Source organism: Nostoc piscinale CENA21, from assembly GCF_001298445.1.
GTDB classification, from domain to species: Bacteria; Cyanobacteriota; Cyanobacteriia; order Cyanobacteriales; family Nostocaceae; genus Nostoc_B; species Nostoc_B piscinale_A.
This window is the reverse complement of sequence record NZ_CP012036.1, coordinates 4,368,477-4,390,960: the sequence shown is the minus strand read 5'-3', so window position 1 is coordinate 4,390,960 and position 22,484 is coordinate 4,368,477. Positions and strand designations below refer to the sequence as shown.

Below are 22,484 nucleotides of genomic sequence, written 5' to 3'. Positions count from 1 at the left end.
GAATAGGGGAATTGGGAGTGGGCAATGGGGCTAGATAGGAAAACTTTATCTATGAGTTTTCCCCCTTTCCCTCTGCCCCCTGCCTCCTTGCAGTCTTCATGATAAGTCTTTCACTGAACATGATTAACTTGGGTTGCTTTTCTGGGCATCTTATATATTAAAGAGCGATGTCAACCAAAAATCCAATGGGGCAGCCACAAAGACCGATAGCAGCTGAACATACAATCATTGCTTTGGGACGTGTCCTCCAAACATTGAGGGAAGAGGATAATGTTGATGTTCTGATTGATACTACTATTGCTTATATTCAAGAGCAGTTCGACTATAACTTGGTTTGGATGGCTCTATATGACCTACCAAAACATATATTAGTTGGTAAAGGTGGGGTTTCACCTGATGGTGACACTAAATTTTTACGCAAACAAGTGACACTTACTCCTGGCGGACTTTTAGAACAAGTAGTCATTGAACAGCGTCCCTTGGGTGTTGCTGATTTGCGGCTGGAACCTCGCGCGGCCGAGTGGCAAGAAATTGGCAAAAAATTTAATATTCAGGGAACGATTGTTTTACCTATTCGCTATCGAGACCGTTTTTTAGGTTTATTATTATTTGGTTCAGAACGTTGGGGATATTTGTTACCAGGTGATGCCAAAGCTCGTTTATTAATGGTATTGGGCGAACTGGGAGCAGTGCTTTATCAACAAGAAGTGAATTTGCAGCAACAGCAAACAAAGCATCTTGATCAACCAATCTTACAATTATTAGAAAATTTACGCACTCTCAATAATATAGACCAAAAGCTGAAAGCCGTTGTTCAAACAACACATCAGTTTGTTGCACCTAGCCGGACAAATATTTACTGGTTTGAGCGCCAAGGGCGCTATTTTTGGTGTCGGATGAGTAATCAACTGGCTAACATCGGCAGAAATAACAGCCAACAGCAACTAGCGGCGGGGATGACAGTCCAGGATTTAAGTGAATTTTATTATGCTTTGTCGGTGAATCAAATTGTTTTGATTGGTGATGAACGCAGTTCTTTAAAAAGTCATTTTACTGCCAAAGTGTTGGAACGTTTACAGGTGCGATCGCTGTTAGCCGCGCCTATCCTGTGGCAAAAAGAACTATTGGGTTTTCTGGCGGTAGAAGCCAATGAACCGCGCATTTGGACAGAAGCAGACAAAAACTTTGTTCAAAGTGCAGCCGGGTTAATTTCTTTAGTTGCGCCTAGCGAAACTATGGATACAACTATCAAGCAAATTCAAGAAGATGCCCAATTAACTAGCCAAGTTGCCCAAGCGATTTATCACGAAGAGGACTTGCAAGCAACTTTACGCGATTGTGCTACTAAAGTTTTAACGCGCTTTGCTGCCACCCGCTTTTTACTTTTACAGTACAACCCTGATTTAAATAGTTATCAAATTATTTTTCAAACCCAACCCCAAAATCGTCGTCCACTAACAGTTAGCTTCAATACGCTCAAAGATATGGATGAGCAGATGTTGAAGTCCGCCACCACATCTGTAGAGGTGCAGAAAGTAGAAGAAGATTTGCGGTTTTTTAACTGGCGACCTTTGTTATTAGAACATGGAATGCGATCGCTGTTGGTTTGTAACTGCGCTCAAGATCATACACCGAATGCACTGTTAGTTATTGCCCACGAAACAAATCGCGGTTGGGCAAGCTTAGACAAAGAATTATTGTGGGCTGTCAGTCAACAAATTGGCGTAATAGTCCGCCAGTGGCAATTAAACGCTGAAGTTGAACAACAGCAAAAAATTCTCCATAGTATTCAACGATGCTTACGTATTCTGGAAAAAACCCAAAATGACACAACTGAGTCGGGTGCAGAACGTCTAGAACGCACCGCCATAGAACAAATTGCCACTGTTCTCCATTCTCCGTTAGCAGTATTGTTATCTTGGTCGCCCGGAGATAACTTTGCCGAAATTATTCCGAGTGTGATTCACGATAGTCGATTTGCGGTTGTGACTGATCAACCAATTCCCATTCACACAGAAGTAATAATTCAGTGGGCATTAGCCAAAGATGATTATGTATGTGTGTATGCCGATGATTTACCACCAGAAACGAGAAAATGGTTACATGGGCAAAATATTGGTCAAGTTTTAGCGATCGCACTCCGCACTAGTGCTGATTATGCACCCACAGGTGTAGTATTAGTTGCCGATTACCGAGAACGCTATTGGACAGAACAAAGTCTGAATGCTACAGAAACTTTGGTAACACAATTAGCATGGTCGCGTCGTCAACAGCAAATCACCAAACTACTAGAGTCCTCGAACCAAGAATTGCGCCAACTCAACTGGTACAAACATCGTCGCCTCGAAGAAATTCAACGAACTGCCACACAGTTATTCAGCCAAATTGAAGACTTGGGTATTCCCAGTAATGAACTCACACAGACACGTTATAAACTCTTACTCCGGCAATTAGACCATAACACCGCCGCCATGACTGGCCTAGTTAAACTTGAGCAATGGCAATTGCATCAGAGTTCTGAAACCATGCCCATAGCCACCTTGTTGAAGCGATCGCTCGAACGAGTTGATAATTTACTCAAACAGCGTAAACTCTGGGCAGGAGTGCATGGTTTAGGACAATCAGCGACAGATGCAGATTCCGGTAATAGTGGAATCTTCCTCAAAGGATTACAATCTTCAAGTTATCCCTCATCCTTAGCAATTACAGGTGATATCGTTAAATTTGAATTAGTACTATATGAATTATTAGTTGTTGCTTGTAACCGTTCTCAAAGTGGCGGCAGAATTGATATTTGGTGTCGTCGCCTAGAAGAAAAATTGCTAGAAATCTCAATTACAGATCATGGAATGATTGAACCGCCTTTGTTAGCAGCACTGCAAAATCAGACACCCAAAGATATACTAGCCAGTTCTTACCTGAACCAACCACCAGCTTTACACCTACTAATTTGTCAAAAACTTATGCAACAGTTAGGTGGAACCCTAGATTTTTATCAATTACCAGATCATCGGGTAGTTAGTCGCTTAGTTTTACCTCTAGCTGATTGAAGAAGGAAATGGTGAATGGGTATAGGGGTATATGTATTTAAAACCCTTACACCCCTTCACCCTCACACCCTTACACCCTTCTTAACAAACAACCTTTGTGCATCAGTCTTGTTCCAGCTCTACATTAAATTTAAATGGATACAAGCTGGATGGGTTTAAGATGACTGTGAAAACAAAGCATCAATTTTCATTTGAGTGGCAGCAAAACCGTTATGCGATCGCTTACGATACAGTTGGTCAGGGTAAACCTGTATTGCTGTTACCTGCATTTAGTACGGTTTCTAGTCGTGGGGAAATGCAAGGAATTGCCGAGAGAATTGCCCACCGTTATCAAGCAGTAACACTCGATTGGTTAGGATTTGGTGAATCTGAACGTCCTGCTTTAGACTATCAACCCGCGCTGTTACAGCAGATGCTTCAGGCGTTTGTCCAACAAACTTTCTCAGAACCAGTGGCGATAATTGCGGCTGGTCATACGGCTGGCTATGCCTTGCAACTGGCTCAACAACAACCCCAGACTTGCTCTTGCATTATTTTAGTTGCACCTACTTGGCGTGGCCCTCTACCAACAATGGGTGTACCCAAACCACTAGCAACAGCAGTCCGACAATTGGTCAGATTTCCGGTGATTGGTCAAGGACTTTATCAAGCAAATACAACCAAGGGCTTTCTGCGACTGATGTATGGCAGGCATGTTTATGCAGATAAGTCACACCTTACACCAGAGTTTATTGAGCAGAAACAGCAAATTACTCGACAATCAGGGGCGCGATTTGCCCCAGCGGCCTTTGTTACAGGTGGACTTGATCCAGTGCGCGATCGCCAGGAATTTCTCGCACTACTGCAATCTTCACTTGTGCCTGTGCAGTTAATTTTAGCAGAACAAGCCCCTCCCTATTCCAAACAAGAAATGACCGCAATGGCCGCAATTCCAGAAATTCAATCACTAACTCTTCCTGGCACATTAGGAATGTCTGAAGAATATGCAGCCGAAGTTGCAGAATCCATATTGCCCTTTTTAGATACAAATATCCCACATAATTCAGGAGTTAGAAGTTAGAATTTAGTATTCAATTGCAGAATTCAGAAGTCAAAATCAATCAGTGGTGAGCCTGAATCTCCCACTGATTGTAGACCGCTAAATTTTTTCCTGTCAGAGATGCTACGCAAACGATTTATTTTTTAAATTGCATCGACCTACTGATAAGTTTTGCTGTTCACAATACTGAAACTACGGGAATAATAAATTTGCTAATTCCGTATTAAGGTATGTAGAAATGAATACACCTGTGGGTATAACAGCAAAAATTCCCGGCTACCGACTGACAGAACAGCTTTACGCTGGTTCTAGAACTGTAGTCTACCGAGGTAATCGCGCAGTAGATGAGCAACCTGTAGTAATTAAATTACTCAACCGAGAGTATCCTACTTTTAGCGAACTTTTGCAATTTCATAATCAGTACACCATTACGAAAGAGCTTGATTATTCTGGGATTGTTCGTCCTTTAAGTTTAGAAATGTACCGCAATGGCTATGCCTTAGTGATGGAAGATTTTGGGGGCTTGTCATTACGAGAATATCTTAAAACTCAGAAATTAACATTGCAGGAGTTTTTAATTATTGCCCTGCAAATGTGTGATATTCTTCACTATCTGTATCAAAATCGAGTGATTCACAAAGATATTAAACCTGCCAATATTTTAATTAATCCCAAAACCCACAAAATTAAACTCATAGATTTTAGTATTGCCTCGCTGCTACCTCAAGAAACTCCAACACTGATTAGCCCCAACATTTTAGAAGGAACTCTGGCTTATTTATCTCCCGAACAAACTGGTCGAATGAATCGCGGGATTGATTATCGCAGTGATTTTTATGCTTTAGGAGTAACATTTTTTGAACTGTTAACAGGAGAATTGCCTTTTAACAGCGAAGACCCAATGGAATTGGTGCATTGTCATATTGCGAAAATACCGACTAGTCTAGAAGGCAGAAGGGAAGATATACCAAAAGTTTTATGCGATATTGTGATGAAATTGATGGCGAAGAATGCCGAAGACCGCTATCAGAGTGCTTTAGGGTTAAAGCATGATTTAGAAATCTGCTTGTCGCATTTGCAAACAACTGGGAAAATTGTCAAATTTGAAATTGCTGAGTGGGATATTTGCGATCGCTTCATCATCCCTGAAAAATTATACGGCCGAGAAAATGAAGTCGAACAAATCCTAGCAGCATTTGAACGAGTGGCTAAAGTTCAAGACTCATCTGATTTCCGCAGTGAATTAGTCTTGGTTGCGGGTTTTTCGGGTATTGGCAAAACTGCCGTTGTCAACGAAGTCCATAAACCCATTGTCAGACAACGCAGTTATTTTATTAAAGGTAAGTTTGACCAATTTAACCGCAATATTCCTTTTTCGGCTTTTGTGCAGGCCCTCAGCGATTTAATCAGGCAGTTATTAACTGAAACTGACCAACAGCTACAAAAATGGCAAGCTAACATTCTTCAAGCTTTAGGTGAAAATGGTCAGATAATTGTTGATGTGATTCCCGAATTAGCCAAAATTATTGGCCAACAACCACCTGTACAAGAATTATCTGGGACTGCGGCTCAATATCGCTTTAATCTATTATTACAGAAATTTATTCAAATACTTGCTAATAAAGAACATCCTTTAGTGATATTTTTAGATGATTTACAATGGGCTGATTCAGCTTCTTTACAGCTAATTAAATTATTAATGAATGAAGTTGATAGTGGTTATCTACTATTAATTGGTGCGTATCGAGATAATGAAGTATTTCCGGGACATCCTTTGATGTTGACATTAGAGGAAATTAATAAGAGTAATTCCAGAATTAATACAATTAACTTACAACCCCTCAGCGAAGCGAATTTAAATCAGCTAGTAGCTGATACTTTAGGATGCACAGCAGAATTATCTTTACCACTTGCTCATTTGATATATCAAAAAACTCAAGGTAATCCGTTTTTTAGCACGCAATTTCTCAAATCTTTACACCAAGATGGGCTGATTTACTTTAATTTTAATCAAGGTTTATGGCAATGTGATATTACTCAAATCAGCCAGCGATCGCTTACGGATGATGTAGTCGAATTTATGGCAATTCAGTTACAAAAATTGCCATCATCCACTCAAGAAATATTACAACTAGCAGCTTGTATTGGAAATCAATTTGATTTAAAAACCTTGGGTATTGTTTGTCAAAAATCAGATAGAGAAACGGCAACTGATTTGTGGATAGCTTTGCAAACAGGATTAATCTTACCTCAAAGTGAAGTTTACAAATTTTATGTAGGGCAAGATAATCAACATTTAACTGAGCAAAATTCTCAATTTGTTACCTATAAATTTCTCCATGACCGCGTTCAGCAAGCTGCATATTTATTGATACCTGATGAACAAAAGCAAGCTACTCATTTACAGATTGGCAGACTCTTACTCCAAGATAGTTCGGATGATCAGCAGGAAGAAAGCATTTTTGCAATTGTTGGACAGCTTAATTTAGGGCAGAGTTTAATTACTGACACAGCCGAAAAACTTTTACTGGCAGAATGTAACCTCAAAGCTAGTCAAAAAGCCCTCTTTGCTACAGCTTATACTAGTGCTTTGGATTATGCCAGAAGTGGTTTAGAATTATTAAGTGAATCTGCTTGGAATGACCAGTATTTATTAACTCTCAACCTGCATAATTTAGCGGCGGAAGCGGCTTATTTATCAGGTAATATTGCTGCAATGGAGGGTTATTCCCAAAAAATTCAACACAATGCACAAACCTTAATTGATACGGCGAAGATTACCGAAGTCAAACTAGAAGCTTACACCAACCAAGGTCAATTTGTGTTTGCCATTGAGATGGCATTAGATTTACTAAATCAGTTAGGCATTCATTTATCTAAACAGCCTGTACCAGAAGAAATTCCCGCAGCATTTCAAGCGATCGCCCTGCAACTAAATGGGCGATCGGCTGCTGAGTTACTTGATCTTCCGCCCATGACTGATGCAAAAATCTTAGCTGCTATGCGGATTTTAGTTAAGGTTGGAGTCGCTGCTTACGCTTGCAATCCAGTATTGTTTCCGCTGGTGGCTTTGAAAAAAGTAGAATTATCACTCCAGTATGGTAATGCCAATACTTCTGTGATTGGTTATGTTTATTATGGGTTGTTGCTATGTGCCGTACTCGAAGATTTTTCCACAGGTTATGAGTTTGGGCAACTAGCACTCAATCTCTGCGAACAATTAAATGAAAAAGAGTTTTATGGACGTACACTTGTTCTTGTCCATTTTTACATTACTTTCTGCACCCATCATGCTAAAGAAACCCTAGTACCTTTACAACAAGCTTATAACTTGAGTTTAGAAGTCGGAGACTTAGTATTTGCTGGTTTTGGTGGGTTTACTTATTGTTTACACTCATATTTGACTGGGCAGCCTTTAAATGAATTAATCCAAAACATCAATATATATAGTCAAGGTATCCAGCAAATTGGTCAGCAGACAGCTTTGAATTTTACAAAATCCTGTCAACAAACAGTTCTAAATTTGCTGGGAAAGGCAAAAAATCCCATCGTTTTAACTGGCGAAGTCATGGACGAAGCCAATATGTTGACAACGCTAGATGCAATTGGCGATCATTCAGGATTATGGTTTTTGTTGACAAACAAAATTTGTTTGTGTTTCCTGTTTGGCGAATATTCTCAAGCTTTAGATGTAGCACAACAAGCTAAACAATTTTTGGGAAGTGGGGCTGGTACATTAAATATACCCCTGTTGTATTTTTATGAATCACTGGCACTGTTGGCAACATCAGGTAATGCTGAAATCATCGCAGTTAATCAGCAAATTCTCCAGAAAAGGGTGCTGGCTTCACCAATGAATTTTCAAAATAAGTATGATTTAATTCAAGCCGAACAGCATCGAGTTTTAGATCAAAAACTGGAGGCGATAGAATTGTACGATCGCGCTATTGCTGGCGCGAAAGCAAATGGCTATATTCAAGAAGAAGCTTTAGCTAATGAATTGGCGGCGAAATTCTATCTTGATTGGGGTAAGGAAACAGTCGCCCAAGCATACATGCAGCAAGCATACTACTGCTATGCTCATTGGGGTGCAAAAGCTAAAACAGACGATTTAGAAAAAAAATATCCCCACCTACTGCAACACATTCTGCAACAACGAAAATTTAACCTGAATCTGCAAGAAACCATCAGCAACGCTACTATTGCTACCTATACTAGTCAAGCCTCTACTTCCAATAGCAGCAGCTTTTCTGATAGTTTGGACTTCGGCGCTATTCTCAAAGCTTCAAGGGTTTTATTAAGTGCGATCAAACTTGAAGAATTGATTACAAATTTAATGCAAGTATTATTGCCAAATTCTGGGGCGCAGAAAATAGCATTGGTATTGTCAGAAAATGCTGATTGGGTTGTGACATCTATGGCTACCATTGATGATGGAAAAACTTCTGTTTTCTCACCCCATTTTCTCGACAGCAGTCATGATGTTCCCATTAAGATGATTTATGCAGTTAAACACACTCTGCAACCAATTATTATTCATGACATCACTAAAGAAAATACCTGGATAACAGATAGCTATATTCAGCAGTATTTACCCAAGAGCATTGTTTGTACTCCGATTGTTAATCAGGGGAAATTAATTGGCATTTTATATTTAGAAAATAGTTTAACCAGCGAAGTCTTCACTAGCGATCGCATCGAAATTATCAACTTACTCTGCACTCAAGCCGCAATTTCTTTAGAAAACGCCCGGTTGTATCGAGACGCTCAAAACTATGCTCAACAATTAGAACAATCTTTAGCACAACAGCAAGCCAGCCAAGCTCAATTTCGCAATCTTGCAGATAACATTCCTGGTGTGGTGTACAAGTTCCGGCTTGCTCCTGAAGGTGCAATTTCTGTTCCTTACATTAGTTCTGGTTGTTATGAACTGTATGGTGTAGATTCAGAAGATGTCATGGCAGGTAGACAAACTCTTTATACTCTACACCATCCTGAAGATGACCCAATCATTGCCCAAGCAATTGCTAAATCTGCCCAAAATTTAACGCCGTTTGAGCAAGAATGGCGAATTATTTTACCTTCGGGAACGGTGAAATGGATTCAATCAAATGCGCGTCCTGAATTACAAGCAGACGGCGCAATTATGTGGGATGGAGTTGTAATTGATGTGAGCGATCGCAAACTTGCAGAAATCGCACTCAAACAAAAATCTCAGGAATTAGAGCAAGCACTCTCTAATTTGCAACAAGCTCAAATACAAATGGTGCAAAGCGAAAAAATGTCGGCATTGGGTAATCTAGTTGCTGGAGTCGCCCATGAAATGAATAATCCTTTGGGTTTTATTGTGGCCAGTCTCAAACAAGTTAAACCTACTCTTACTGATATATTTACACACTTGAAGTTCTATCAAGATGGCTTTCCCGACGCGAATGCAGAAATTTTCAACCATGCTGAAGAAATTGACTTGGAATATAGTTTAGAAGACTTACCTAAAATCATTGATGCAATGGTCATAGCCTGCGATCGCCTGAAAAATATTAGCACTAGCCTACGTACATTTTCCCGCGCTGATCAAGATTACAAAGTAAAATTTAATCTACATGAAGGCATCGATAGCACAATTTTAATTCTCAAGCATCGCCTCAAAGCCAATGCCCAGCGTCCAGCCATTGAAGTCATAACTAATTATGGTGATTTACCTCAAATTCACTGCTTTCCTGGGCAATTAAATCAGGTGTTTATGAATATCCTGGCTAATGCGATTGATGCTTTAGAAGAAGCAAGTATTGGCAAAAAAAATTGCCGAAATTCAAGCTAATCCTAACCAGATTAAAATTACTACTTCAATAATTGATAAATATGCCAAAATTTCCATTGCTGATAACGGTAAGGGTATGAGTGAAGAAATCAGACAAAAAATCTTTGACCATTTATTTACTACCAAATCAGTGGGAAAAGGGACAGGTTTAGGATTAGCGATCGCCCGTCAAATTATCGAAGAAAAACACGGCGGTAAAATCACAGTTAATTCTGTTGTTGGTGAAGGAACTGAATTTATAATTTCTCTACCCATAGCGTAATACCAATTCGCAATTCGCAATCCGCAATTCGCAATGACGCTCCTTCGTCGCTAACGCAATGACGTTGCCTTGTTCTGTCAACCTCACGCTGGAATTTCAATCACAAATTCTGTACCTTGTCCTAAAACGGAGTGACAAGTTAACTTACCACCGTGGGTTTCTTCAACAATTTGCCGAGCAATGGCTAATCCTAATCCCGTACCTTTACCCACTGATTTAGTAGTGAATAAATGGTCAAATATTTTTTGTTTCACTTCTTCACTGATTCCTTTACCATTATCAGCAATTGAGATTTTTACTGATTTCTCTAAGAGCAATGTTGTAATTTTAATTTGGTTGGGATGAGCTTTGATTTCTGTAAAGCTCTGACCTGTATTTGCTTCTTCTAAAGCATCAATCGCATTAGCCAAGATATTCATAAATACCTGATTTAATTGCCCAGGAAAACATTCTATGTGGGGCAAATCTCCGTATTCAGTAATCACTTCTATCGCTGGACGTTGTTCATTGGCTTTGAGACGATGTTTGAGAATTAAGATAGTGCTATCAATGCCATTATGAAGATTAAATTGGACTTTGTAATCTTGATCAGCACGAGAGAAAGTCCGCAGACTAGTGCTAATATTTTTTAATCTGTCGCAAGCTATCATCATTGCATCTAAAGTTCTGGGTAAGTCTTCTAAAAGATAAATCAGGTCAATTTCGTCAGCATGGTCTTGAATTTCCTCACTAGGGTTTTCCAGAGTTTCTTGATAGAGTTTTAAGTGTTCAATGAGATCCTCCAAATTTGGTTTAGTCTGTTTGAGAGTTGCTGAAATAAAGCCTAAAGGATTATTCATTTCATGAGCTACGCCCGCAACTAAATTACCCAAAGCCGACATTTTTTCACTTTGAATGATTTGCAATTGTGCTGTTTGTAAGTCTTGGAGGGCTTGTTGCAAGTCTAAGGATTTTTGCTGTAAAGCCAGTTCAGCTTGTTTGCGCTCATTAATATCTCGCATAACAGCTACCGCACCAACTTTGTTACCCCAAGCATCAAAAATTGCTTGTCCACTGGCTAACAAAATTCTCTTTGTACCATTTTTAGGGGCAATTACCATCTCGACGTTTTCGATTTTTTCCCCTTGTAAGGCACGAAATAAAGGAATTTCATGGGTTGATAATGGTGTTTGCCCATCAGGCTGATAAAGGTCAAAATGTTCTGCCCATTGTTCAGGGGGTAATGATGCTATTGGTAAGCCATGAAATTCACAAGTTGCTTTGTTAAATAAAATCAATTTGCCATTAGCATCACAAACCACAATTCCGTCGGTAATGTTGTCAATGATGACATTTAAAAATTCTCTTTCTTGAGCCAGAGATACTTCAGTTTGTTTTAATTGTGCAATGGATATTTGTAAAGAATGGGATTTTTCTTGTTCTTGCTCATAAAGTCGGGCATTTTCTAGAGAAATCGCTGCTTGAGTGCAGATTAAATTCAACAGTTCGACGCGATCGCTAGTGAAGGCTCCTGTTGCTAAATTATTCTCTAGATATAAAATACCCAGCAATTTACCTTGATGCAAAATCGGACTACACAAGATACTCTTGGGCTGTTGACGCACAATATACGGGTCGTTGGCTAAGGTAGAATCTGCGGTTGCATCCCGCAGCACAACAATTTGGTGGCTGTGCTTGACTTTGTAAATTAACTTGTGGGGAATTTCTTGACTGTCTTCAACAGGAATCCTCTGCAATACAACTGGCGGTTTTCCTTCTGTCATCAAGCCTTTGATGAATAGGCGCTCATTTCGCAACAACATTAATACACATTTATCAGCCCCAGAATTTTTTACAACAATAGCCAGCAATGTTGACAGCAGTTTTTCTAGTTCAATTTCACCAGTCAGAGTTTGATAAGCTGTGAGAATCGCTTTTAAGTCAAAGGTATCGGAGATATTGTTGGTCGAAGTGGGGGAACTGGTAGATGTGAAAATTCCTGAAGCTAGGATAGTTTCGTTAGTTATAATCGCCGCACGAGTTGATTTTAATATCGGTGCAAGTAGTTGGGGATAGTGTTTTTCTAAGTCGGCAATTTTGGCTTTAGCACCCCAATGGGCATAAGCATAGTAGGCTTGAATCATGTATTCCTCGGCTATGCGCTGTTTACCCCATTGCAGATAAAACTTGGCTGCTAATTCTTGGGCGAGGGCTTCTTCGTTGATAAATTGATGTTCTTTAGCCAGATTTATCGCTTGGTCATAACACTCACTGGCGGCAAATTTTTCACCCAAAACTCGACAACGTTCAGCCTCGACTAAATACCATTTATGCAAGTGATTCATCGGCGCATAGCACGCCCATTGGTACAGAACTGTGTGGTGACTGGCTGCAACTTCTAGCAGTTTGGCTTGTTCTGGTTCTGGCTGGGTGGGGACAAGTCCTAGATAAGTTAGCGCCGCATAAAAATGGAAAATCGGCACAAAAATCGATCCTGATACTGCCATTAAACAAGGCTTGGCTTGGTCAATATAGTTGCGTGCATTTGTATATTTAGCGAAATAGCAAGCAAGTAGCAGTTTGTAGATATAAGCTTGAGCGATCGCAATTAAGTCATTATCCTGCTGGTGCTTAGTCAGAATCAATGTTTCATTGTAGGTATTCCCAATCAAGTAATCTGGTTCGCTGACTGGTTCTATCAAGTTTTCTGCCGCTTGTTTGCCCAAATTCAAATATACTTGAGCCGAATATTGTTTTACCTGAGCCAATGCCAAACTGTAATCAGCCATAACATGAACAAAACTATGCAGTTCTTCACCAGTGAAAAATCTGCCATCACTGTGACCACCCAAAGCAAAACCAGCGTGTAAAAAATCTCCGGTTTCGATGCCAGTTTGGTAGGCGGTTAACAGCAAGGGAATTGTGGCATCTAATCGCTCTTGGTAATGTTGAATAAAGCAGCCAAACAAAGAAAGGACAACGGATTTATGCTTTTGGAGATTAAATTTTTCCAGTAAGTTGATAGCCAACTGACCGAAAGCATATCCTGTGACTGCATCTTCTAAGAATGCACATAACACCATCCCATGAATGCCATATCCAGTTGTGGATGCCACAGTATTACCTGATTGCAGAGATAAACTCACCATCATTGAACTTAACCAGGGTAATAAACCGGGCATTCCTTGGATGATAGGTGAAAACAACATTCCCAACACTTCGATTGCAGCTTCTGTGACGGGATCAGTCATTAATGGCAAATTGATCAAGTCAGCAATGTTTCTGCCTGCAAGTTGAGTATTCAGGTTTTGTAGGATTTGGCCAGTCAAGGCTTGATCAGGTGCTTGTGGCAGTTCAACCCCTAATTGTGCTAATGCTTTTCTGCCAACTGCGATCGCCTCTAAAACATTACTTTGTAAAACTTGCGCGGCAATTTGAATTTCATAAATTTTAACTTTATCTAAAATTGTGCGGGCCGATAGCAATACTATGGTTGCTATCTGTTCCATATTTTCAAAATCACTAGTTAAATAACTCGCTTCCGCCGCCGCAATATGAATATTCAACGCTAATTCATACTGCTGAATCCAACAATTTTCCGGTAATAGTTCCAGTCCTGTTTGGAAATATATTCTGGCGGCAGAATATGCTGTAGAATTTCTCGCCTTAGTTCCTGCTTTTAAGTTAAGTTGCGCTAGTTTCTCTTGTGCTTTTTGTTCTGTAATTAACTGAATGCCTTTATTCAAATGTCCGACAATATCAAAGATTTTTTCCTCTTGTTCAATGTCAGATAAATTTTGTTGGAGTAATTGTCCAATTTGCAGATGAGTTGCTTGTTTCTGCTCTTGAGGAATCAGTGAATAGGCGGCTTGCTGTACTCTGTCATGTAAAAATTTATATTTTGCTAATTGTTGAGTAGTATTTCCTGGTTCTAGGGTCAAGCGATCGCCTTCGATTCCCTGATAAAATTTATAAACTTCACTAATCGGTAAAATTAGTCCTTCTTGCAAAGCTTTCCACAAATCAGCAGCAGTTTCTATCTCTGACTGCTGAGAAACAATTGCCAATGTTGCTAAATCAAAAGAGTTTCCAATACAAGCAGCTAATTGTAAGACATTTTGCGTGGATTGTGGCATTTTTTGTAATTGCCATGCCATGAAAGCCACAATATCATCTGTAAGTGCTAGTTGATTGACTTGGCTAATATCACATTGCCAACAACCCAAGGCAAAATCAAATTGAATGAGATTTTCTTGATGTAATGATTTCAGAAATTGAGTAGCAAAAAATGGATTACCCTGAGTTTTTTGATAGATTAATACAGAAAGGTTCCAAGCCAAATTTTCTGGACATTTCAGAGTATCCGCTACTAATTTATTTAATTCTAATTGATTTAGTGGTGCTAAAGTAATAGTATTAATTGTAGCTTGTGCTTTTTGAATTGCATTCAACGTCAAGATTAATGGATCTGCTGGTTTGACTTCATTATTACGATACGCCCCAATTAATAATAAATAACCTGTATCAGCCATTAAAAGCTGGATTAAGTTTAATGATGCTGAATCTGCCCATTGCAAGTCATCTAAAAATATCACTAAGGGATGTTCAGCACAGGTAAATAATTGCGTAAACTTTTGAAATAATAAATTAAATCTATTTTGTGCTGCTGTACCGGATAATTCTACAGCAGGTGGCTGTTGACCAATAATGTTTTCTAATTCGGGAATAACTTCAATAATTACCCCGCCATTGTCACCCACAGCCGCTAAAATTTTATTTTTCCATTGTTGAATTTTTGCATCACTTTCAGTTAAGATTTGACCTATCAAATCGCGGAATGCTTGGACAAAAGCAGCCAAGGGAATATTCCGTTGAAATTGGTCGTATTTACCTTTGATAAAATAACCTCGTTGTCTGACAACTGGTTTATGAACTTCATTCACAACTGCTGTCTTACCAATTCCAGATAACCCAGCAACCAGCATCATTTCTGTTGCGCCTTGGCTGACTCGTTCAAATGCTTGTAAGAGAGTATCTACTTCCGCTTTTCTACCATAAAGTCTATCAGGAATAATGAAGCGATCGCATATATCCCGTTGTCCAATTTCAAAATGTTCAATCGCACCCGTTTCTTGGAGTTGAGATAGACATTTTTCTAAATCATATTTTATTCCCAAAGCACTTTGATATCTGTCTTCAGCATTTTTCGCCATCAATTTCATAATAATATCACATAAAACTGTTGGTATTTCTTCCCTTCTGCCTCCTGCATTTTGCTCACTGAGCGAAGTCGTTCGCGTTAGCGTCTCCGCAGGAGAAGTGAGCCTCCTTTCTTCCAGAATAGGCGGTATTTTCGCAATATGACAATGTAACAATTCCATCGCATCATTTGATTGAAAAGGTAATTCTCCTGTGAGTAACTCATAAAAAGTCACACCTAAAGAATAAAAATCAGTCCGGTAATCAATTGGGCGATTCATTCTTCCGGTTTGTTCTGGAGAAATGTAAGCAAGTGTCCCTTCTAAGACGTTAGGATTAACAATCGCTGGCGTTTCTCGTGGTAATAAAGATGCAATACTAAAATCAATTAATTTAACTTGTTTGGTTGTAGGATTAATTAAGATATTACTGGGTTTAATATCTTTATGAAGAATACGCTCGTGATATAAAATATCTAAAGTTCTGCAAATAGAAATGGCTATTTCTAAAAACTCTTCCAGAAATTCTTCCCTACTCTTAGCCTTCCATTCTAGAAGAGAAATTCCACCAAAATCTTCCATGATTAACGCATAACCATTTTTGTATGCTTCGAGGCTATAGGTTTGAATAATGAGAGGGGAGTTGAGATTTTTCGCAATGCTGTACTGATTGCAAAAAGATAAAAGTTCATTAAAACTAGGATAAGAATTTTTTAGCAGTTTAATGACTACAGGTAAATTGTCAATTTCTCGGACTGCTCGGTAAACTACAGTTCTAGAACCATCATAGATTTGTTCGCTGACTATATATCCGGGAATACTGACTGGAGTGCTAATCATAACTGCGTTCAGACTGGAGAATTTCTGACTTTAGTGTTCCCAAATTTGCTTAGGGGACTTCAAAAAGCAAAAAAGTTGATCTGAACTGTGTTGAATAATACGCATATATTTCGGAACTTATTAGTATGCTCAGTCTTGCCAACTACAAATTCAGCGAAGAACTATACAATGGCTCCAGAATCATAGTTTATTGAGGATATCGAGAGACTGACTGATTAAAATTTGCTATCACCCGTCAAATTGTCGCAGAAACCCATGACGGAACCTTAAGTTGTCACTCAACTCTAGGCTCAGGGACAAAATTTATCATTCAAATGACGTTGTAAATTTTTGCTCATATTTATCATAAATTTAACGTGGCTGAGAAAAATTGGGAAAAATAAAGCTGTAGGTCATCAGGATTTGGCAGTATGGTTAACACTATAGTCAGCATACCTGGATATCAGGTTACAGAAGAACTCTACAACGGTTCCAGAACCTTGGTGTATCGAGGATATCGAGAAGCTGATTCATTAAAAGTAGTTATCAAACTGCTGAAAAATCCTTATCCTAGTTTTGAGGAACTGGTACAATTTCGCAACCAATACACCATCACCAAAAATTTCAATTCGCCATTAATTATCCAAACCTATAGTCTAGAACCTTACCAAAATGGCTATGTGTTGTTAATGGAAGACTTTGGGGGTATTTCCCTGAAAGAATGGGGAATCAAGAGATGGGAGTCAGGAATGGGAGAAAATTCCCAATCTTTACAGGAATTTTTAGAGATAGCGATCGCCTTATGCAACACGTTGGAAATATTGTACCGTGAGCGCATCATTCATAAAGATATTAAGCCCAGCAACATCTTAATTAATCCCAAAACCAAACAAGTTAAATTAATCGACTTTAGTATTGCATCATTACTCCCACGGGAAACCCAAACTCTCGTTAACCCTAATGTTTTGGAAGGGACACTTGCTTACATTTCTCCAGAACAAACCGGAAGAATGAATCGGGGTATTGATTACCGCACTGATTTCTATTCCTTGGGTGTGACTTTTTACGAATTACTCACAGGAAAATTACCATTTCAATCAAATGATGCGATGGACTGGGTACATTGTCACATTGCCAAACAACCCCTACAAGCTAACCAAATTAACCCGAAAATTCCGCCTGTACTCTCAGAAATCGTCAGCAAATTAATGGCGAAGAATGCCGAAAACAGATATCAAAGTGCCTTGGGATTGAAATATGATTTAGAAAATTGCTTACAGCAATTAAGAAAAACGGGTGAGATAGATAATTTTGTCATTGGGCAAAGGGATGTGTGCGATCGCTTCCTCATCCCTGATCAAATCTATGGCAGAGAAGCTGAAGTAAATACTCTCTTAGAAGCATTTGCAAGAGTTAGCACAGGTGCAACTGAAATCATGTTGGTTTCCGGCTTTTCGGGAATTGGGAAAACAGCCGTTGTCAATGAAGTTCATAAACCCATTGTTAAACAACATGGTTATTTTATTAAAGGCAAATTTGACCAGTTTAATCGCAATATTCCTTTTAGTGCTTTTGTCCAAGCATTCCGGGATTTAATCGGACAATTGTTGACGGAAAGTGATACCCAAATTCAGCAATGGCAAAGTAAAATCTTAGCGGTTATTGGCGAAAATGGACAGGTAATTATTGATGTCATTCCGGAATTAGAAATCATTATTGGTAAGCAACCACCAGTACCAGAACTATCAGGAACAGCAGCCGAAAATAGATTTTATTTAATCTGGCAAAAATTCACTAAAGTCTTTACCAGTAACGAACATCCCTTAGTATTATTCCTTGATGATTTACAATGGGCAGAGGCCGCATCATTAAAATTAATGCAGCTATTAATCACCGAAAGCAAATATTTATTATTAATTGGAGCTTATCGGGATCATGAAGTCAGTCCTATACATCCATTGATGTTAACTTTAGGTGAAATTGAAAAAAAACACACAAAAATTTATAAATTACACTTATTACCACTCAGCCAAGGACAAGTTAATCAACTAGTGGCTGATACCCTGAAATGTTCTGAAAATTTAGCCAGTCCCCTGTCACAACTGATAGCGCAAAAAACCCACGGCAATCCCTTTTTTACAACACAGTTTCTCAAAGCTCTGCATCAAGATAAACTGATTCAATTTAACTTTGATTTGGGCTGTTGGGAATGCGACATCACAAAAATCAGTCAACAGGCAGTGACAAATGATGTAGTTACATTCATGACATTTCAGTTGCAAAGATTACCTTTGGCAACTCAATATGTATTACAGTTAGCCGCTTATATTGGAAATCAATTTGATTTGACAACTTTAGCCATTGTGGCAGAAACATCAGAAATTGAAGTAGCGGCGGATTTATGGAAAGCTTTACAGGAAGGTTTAATTTTACCGACTACTAATATTTATAAGTTTTATCAAAGAGATATTCATGATGAATTAATCATCAACGATGAAAATCATCAAATATCAGTTCAATATCGATTTTTACACGATCGCATCCAACAAGCGGCTTATTCTTTAATTCCTCTAGAACAAAAACAAAAAACTCATTACCGCATCGGCAAACTGCTTTTACAAAAAATTTCTCCCGCCGCCAGAGAAGAGCGGATTTTTGAATTAGTAAATCAATTAAATCACGGCGCTGATTTCATTATTCAAGCCAGCGAACGAGAGGAACTCGCCCGACTCAACTTGATTGCCTGTCGCAAGGCTAAAGTCGCCACCGCCTACCAAGCCGCGCGTGAGTACGCCACGGTGGGATTATCATTATTAACTGCCCAAGCTTGGCAACAGCAATATGAAATCACCCTTGCCTTCCATGAATTAGCGGCGGAATTGGCCATGCTGTGCGGTGATTTTGAAGCGATGGAACAGTTCGTGAATCAAGTGATTCAGCAAGCAAAATCCTTACCAGAAAAGATACAGGTTTACCGGATTAAAATTCAGTCTCTTGTTTCCCAGAATAAATTTAGCGCAGCCATTGCGATCGCTCAAACAATTTTGCAACAACTGGGCGTAACCTTAAAAGACACACCCACACCAGTCGATATTCAACAAGAAATCCAAGCAATTAATCAACTAATTGGCAACAGAAAAATTGCAGATTTAGTTCATCTCCCATTGATGACAGATGCCACAAAACTGGCAATTGTACAAATTGCTGGTAGCATCATGCCGGTAGCTTATCTTTCTGGTTCTCCCTTGTTTCCGTTACTGATTTCTTTATCTGTTAAAATATCCATTCAGTATGGCAACACACCCGCTACAAGTTATATTTATTGCTCTTATAGTGTGCTGCTGTGTAATTTTTTGCAAGATGTTGATACAGCCACAGAGTTTGGACAATTAGCACTCCAACTCACCACCAAATTAGATGCGAAAGCTGCTAAACCGCAAGTATATCTCCTCCTAGGACTGTACATTCGCCAACGCAAATCTCACATCCAAGAAAGTCTACCACTGTTGCAAGAAGGCTATAGCATGGCGCTAGAAGTCGGTGAATTAGAATTTGCTGGACACAACGCCCATAATTTTTGCTTTTACGCTTTTTGCTGCGGTCAGCCCTTAATGACTTTAGAACAAGAAACTCGCGCTTACTGCACTGGGTTGATGCAGCTTAACCAATTAACCACCGCCAATTATTGCCGCATTTATTGGCAAGCAATTTTAAATTTACTGGGTTTCACGGAGAACCCGACAATTTTATCTGGAGAAGCCTTAAAAGAAGGTGAATTTATTTCCCGCCTGCGGTCTGGGAATGATGGTTACGGATTATATATTTTCTCTATATATAAACTCATGCTTTGTTTCTGGTTTGCAGACATAGAATCAGCTACAAATTATGCAATGGAAGTCAAACGCTATTTCATGGCTGGCGCAGGATTAGCCACTGAACCAGTTTTCTATTTTTATGATTCTCTCCTGGCGTTAGCACAACTAGATAAAACATCAGCAGCTTTAGAACGTGTAGCCGAAAATCAAACCAAACTCCAACATTGGGCGCATTATGCACCCATGAATCATCAGCATAAAGTTGATTTAATCGAAGCTGAAAAGCATCGAGTATTAGGCAAATTCTATGAAGCTGGAGATTTTTATGATCGCGCTATTTCAGGAGCCAAAATTAACGGTTACATCCAAGAAGAAGCTTTAGCTAATGAACTCGCAGCTAAATTTTACCTCAACTGGGGTAAAGAGAAAATTGCCGCAGGTTATATGCAAGAAGCTTACTATTGTTATGCTCGCTGGGGTGCGAAAGCCAAAGTCATCGACTTAGAAAAACACTATCCCCAACTGTTGCATTTAATTTTGCAACAACCAAAAAATGACTCCAACTTCTTAGACACTATTGCTTCCGATAACGTTACTTTATCGACTCGTACTTCTAGCAGTAATAGCACTAGTTATTCCGAAATTCTGGATCTGGCTTCTGTCATCAAAGCGGCACAAGCAATTTCTAGTTCTTTAGAATTAAATGAACTAATTACTAATTTACTACAAATTATTCTAGAAAATTCCGGTGCGGAAAAAGCTATATTATTACTTCCTCAAAATCATATTTGGCAAGTACAAGCCATTGCTGTGATTGAGAATGGAAAATTACACACTATTCTGGAATCAGAATTACTCGAAACTTACCCAGATATTCCCAGAAGAATTATCTATTATGTTAAGAATACCCAAGAAAAACTGGTAATTGAAAATTGCCAAACAGATATACCAGAGGTGATTGATGAATATATGCTGCAACATCAACCCCAGAGTTTACTGTGTACGCCGATATTGAATCAAAGGCATTTAGTCGGGTTGCTTTATTTAGAAAATAAATTAACTGCTGGGGTATTTACTCAAGAACGTGTACAAGTTATTAAACTCCTGGCTTCCCAAGCAGCAATATCTCTAGAAAATGCCCAACTTTTCCAAAAATCACAGCAAGCACTCCAAGATTCTTTACTTAAACAATTCTCAATTGATCGGGCATCTATTGGGATATGGTGGGTTGAAGAAGATGCCAGTATTTTTTATGTAAATGATGCAGCTTGTCTAGATTTGGGCTATCAGCGAGAAGAAATTATTGGGAAAAACATTTTTGATTTTGATGCAGGTTTTCCGCAAGAATTATGGGCAGAACATTGGCAATCATTATCTCAGAAAGGTTTTTGTGTATTTGAATCTTATCATCGGCATAAGAATGGCCAGATTTTTCCTGTGGAAGTTACTGTTAACTATGTAGAATTTAATGGTAAAGCCTACAATTTTGCCTTTAGTAGAAATATTAGCGAACAGCAAGCTGCACTTCGTGAACGCCAACAAGCCGAAGCTGCTGTCAAGCAAAAATCTGAAGAACTAGAAGCAGCATTGCATAATTTACAACAAGCTCAATTACAAATGGTGCAAAGCGAAAAAATGTCAGCCTTGGGTAATTTAGTTGCCGGGGTTGCCCATGAAATGAATAATCCTTTGGGCTTTATTGCCGCGAGTTTAAAACAAACTCAACCAACAATTGCGGAGATTTTTGAACATTTGCGACTTTATCAAGCAAGTTTACCGCATCCCAGTGAACAAATCCAAGAACATGCTGAAGAAATTGATTTGGATTACAGCTTAGAAGACTTGCCCAAGGTAATTGATGCGATGATTTTAGCTTGCGATCGCCTGAAAAATATCAGCACTAGTCTTCGCACTTTCTCTCGTGCTGACCAAGATTATAAAGTCGGTTTTAATATTCATGAAGGTATTGACAGCACAATTTTAATTCTGCGACATCGCCTCAAAGCTAACGAAAAACGTCCGGCTATAGAAGTCATCACAGATTATGGCAATATACCTGCAATTGAATGCTTTCCTGGGCAATTGAATCAGGTATTTATGAATATTTTGGCTAATGCTATTGATGCTTTAGAAGAAGTAAAAATTGACAAAAATCCAGTAGTTAAACAGCAAATTACAATTCAAACATCTCTAAAAAATCAATATGTCGAAATCAAAATTGCTGATAACGGCATTGGGATGAATGCAGAAGTCAAGCAAAAAATATTTGACAATTTATTTACTACGAAAGGTGTAGGCAAGGGAACAGGTTTAGGACTGGCGATCGCCCGTCAGATTATTGTCGAAAAGCATGGCGGTTCCATAGAATGTAATTCCTCCCCAGGACAAGGTACAGAATTTGTCATTTTAATTCCAATTAGCCAATAAATTAAAAAAATATGAACAATTTATCCATGCAACAAGAAATTACCTTGCTGCGTCAACAAAAATGCTGAATTACA

Annotated in this window: 4 protein-coding genes and 1 pseudogene; 4 read left to right on the top strand and 1 reads right to left on the bottom strand. The window is 38.9% G+C overall.

What is annotated here, in order from left to right:
* Window positions 1-185: 185 nt before the first annotated feature.
* From ACX27_RS18970 to ACX27_RS18960, 3 genes and pseudogenes are all read left to right on the top strand, one after another.
* Window positions 186-3,050, top strand: coding sequence for a sensor histidine kinase (locus ACX27_RS18970; protein ID WP_062298432.1), 2,865 nt, complete (start codon window positions 186-188; stop codon window positions 3,048-3,050).
* A 160-nt stretch (window positions 3,051-3,210) separates the two neighbouring features.
* On the top strand, window positions 3,211-4,110 hold the full coding sequence (locus tag ACX27_RS18965) for an alpha/beta hydrolase (protein ID WP_062294969.1): 900 nt from the start codon (window positions 3,211-3,213) through the stop codon (window positions 4,108-4,110).
* 217 nt (window positions 4,111-4,327) lie between these two features.
* Window positions 4,328-10,172 (top strand): annotated as a pseudogene (locus tag ACX27_RS18960) (ATP-binding sensor histidine kinase).
* Between the two features lie 83 nt (window positions 10,173-10,255).
* Here the strand turns inward: ACX27_RS18960 and ACX27_RS18955 are convergent.
* Window positions 10,256-16,189 carry a trifunctional serine/threonine-protein kinase/ATP-binding protein/sensor histidine kinase gene (locus tag ACX27_RS18955; RefSeq protein WP_062294968.1) on the bottom strand — a complete coding sequence of 1,978 codons (5,934 nt, stop codon included), beginning with the start codon at window positions 16,187-16,189 and terminating at the stop codon, window positions 10,256-10,258.
* Window positions 16,190-16,599: 410 nt separating this feature from the next.
* On the opposite strand from ACX27_RS18955, the gene ACX27_RS18950 reads away from it, so the two are divergent.
* Entirely contained in the window at window positions 16,600-22,410 is a 5,811-nt protein-coding gene (locus ACX27_RS18950; RefSeq protein ID WP_062294967.1) for a trifunctional serine/threonine-protein kinase/ATP-binding protein/sensor histidine kinase, read from the top strand.
* The last annotated feature ends 74 nt before the right edge of the window (window positions 22,411-22,484 follow it).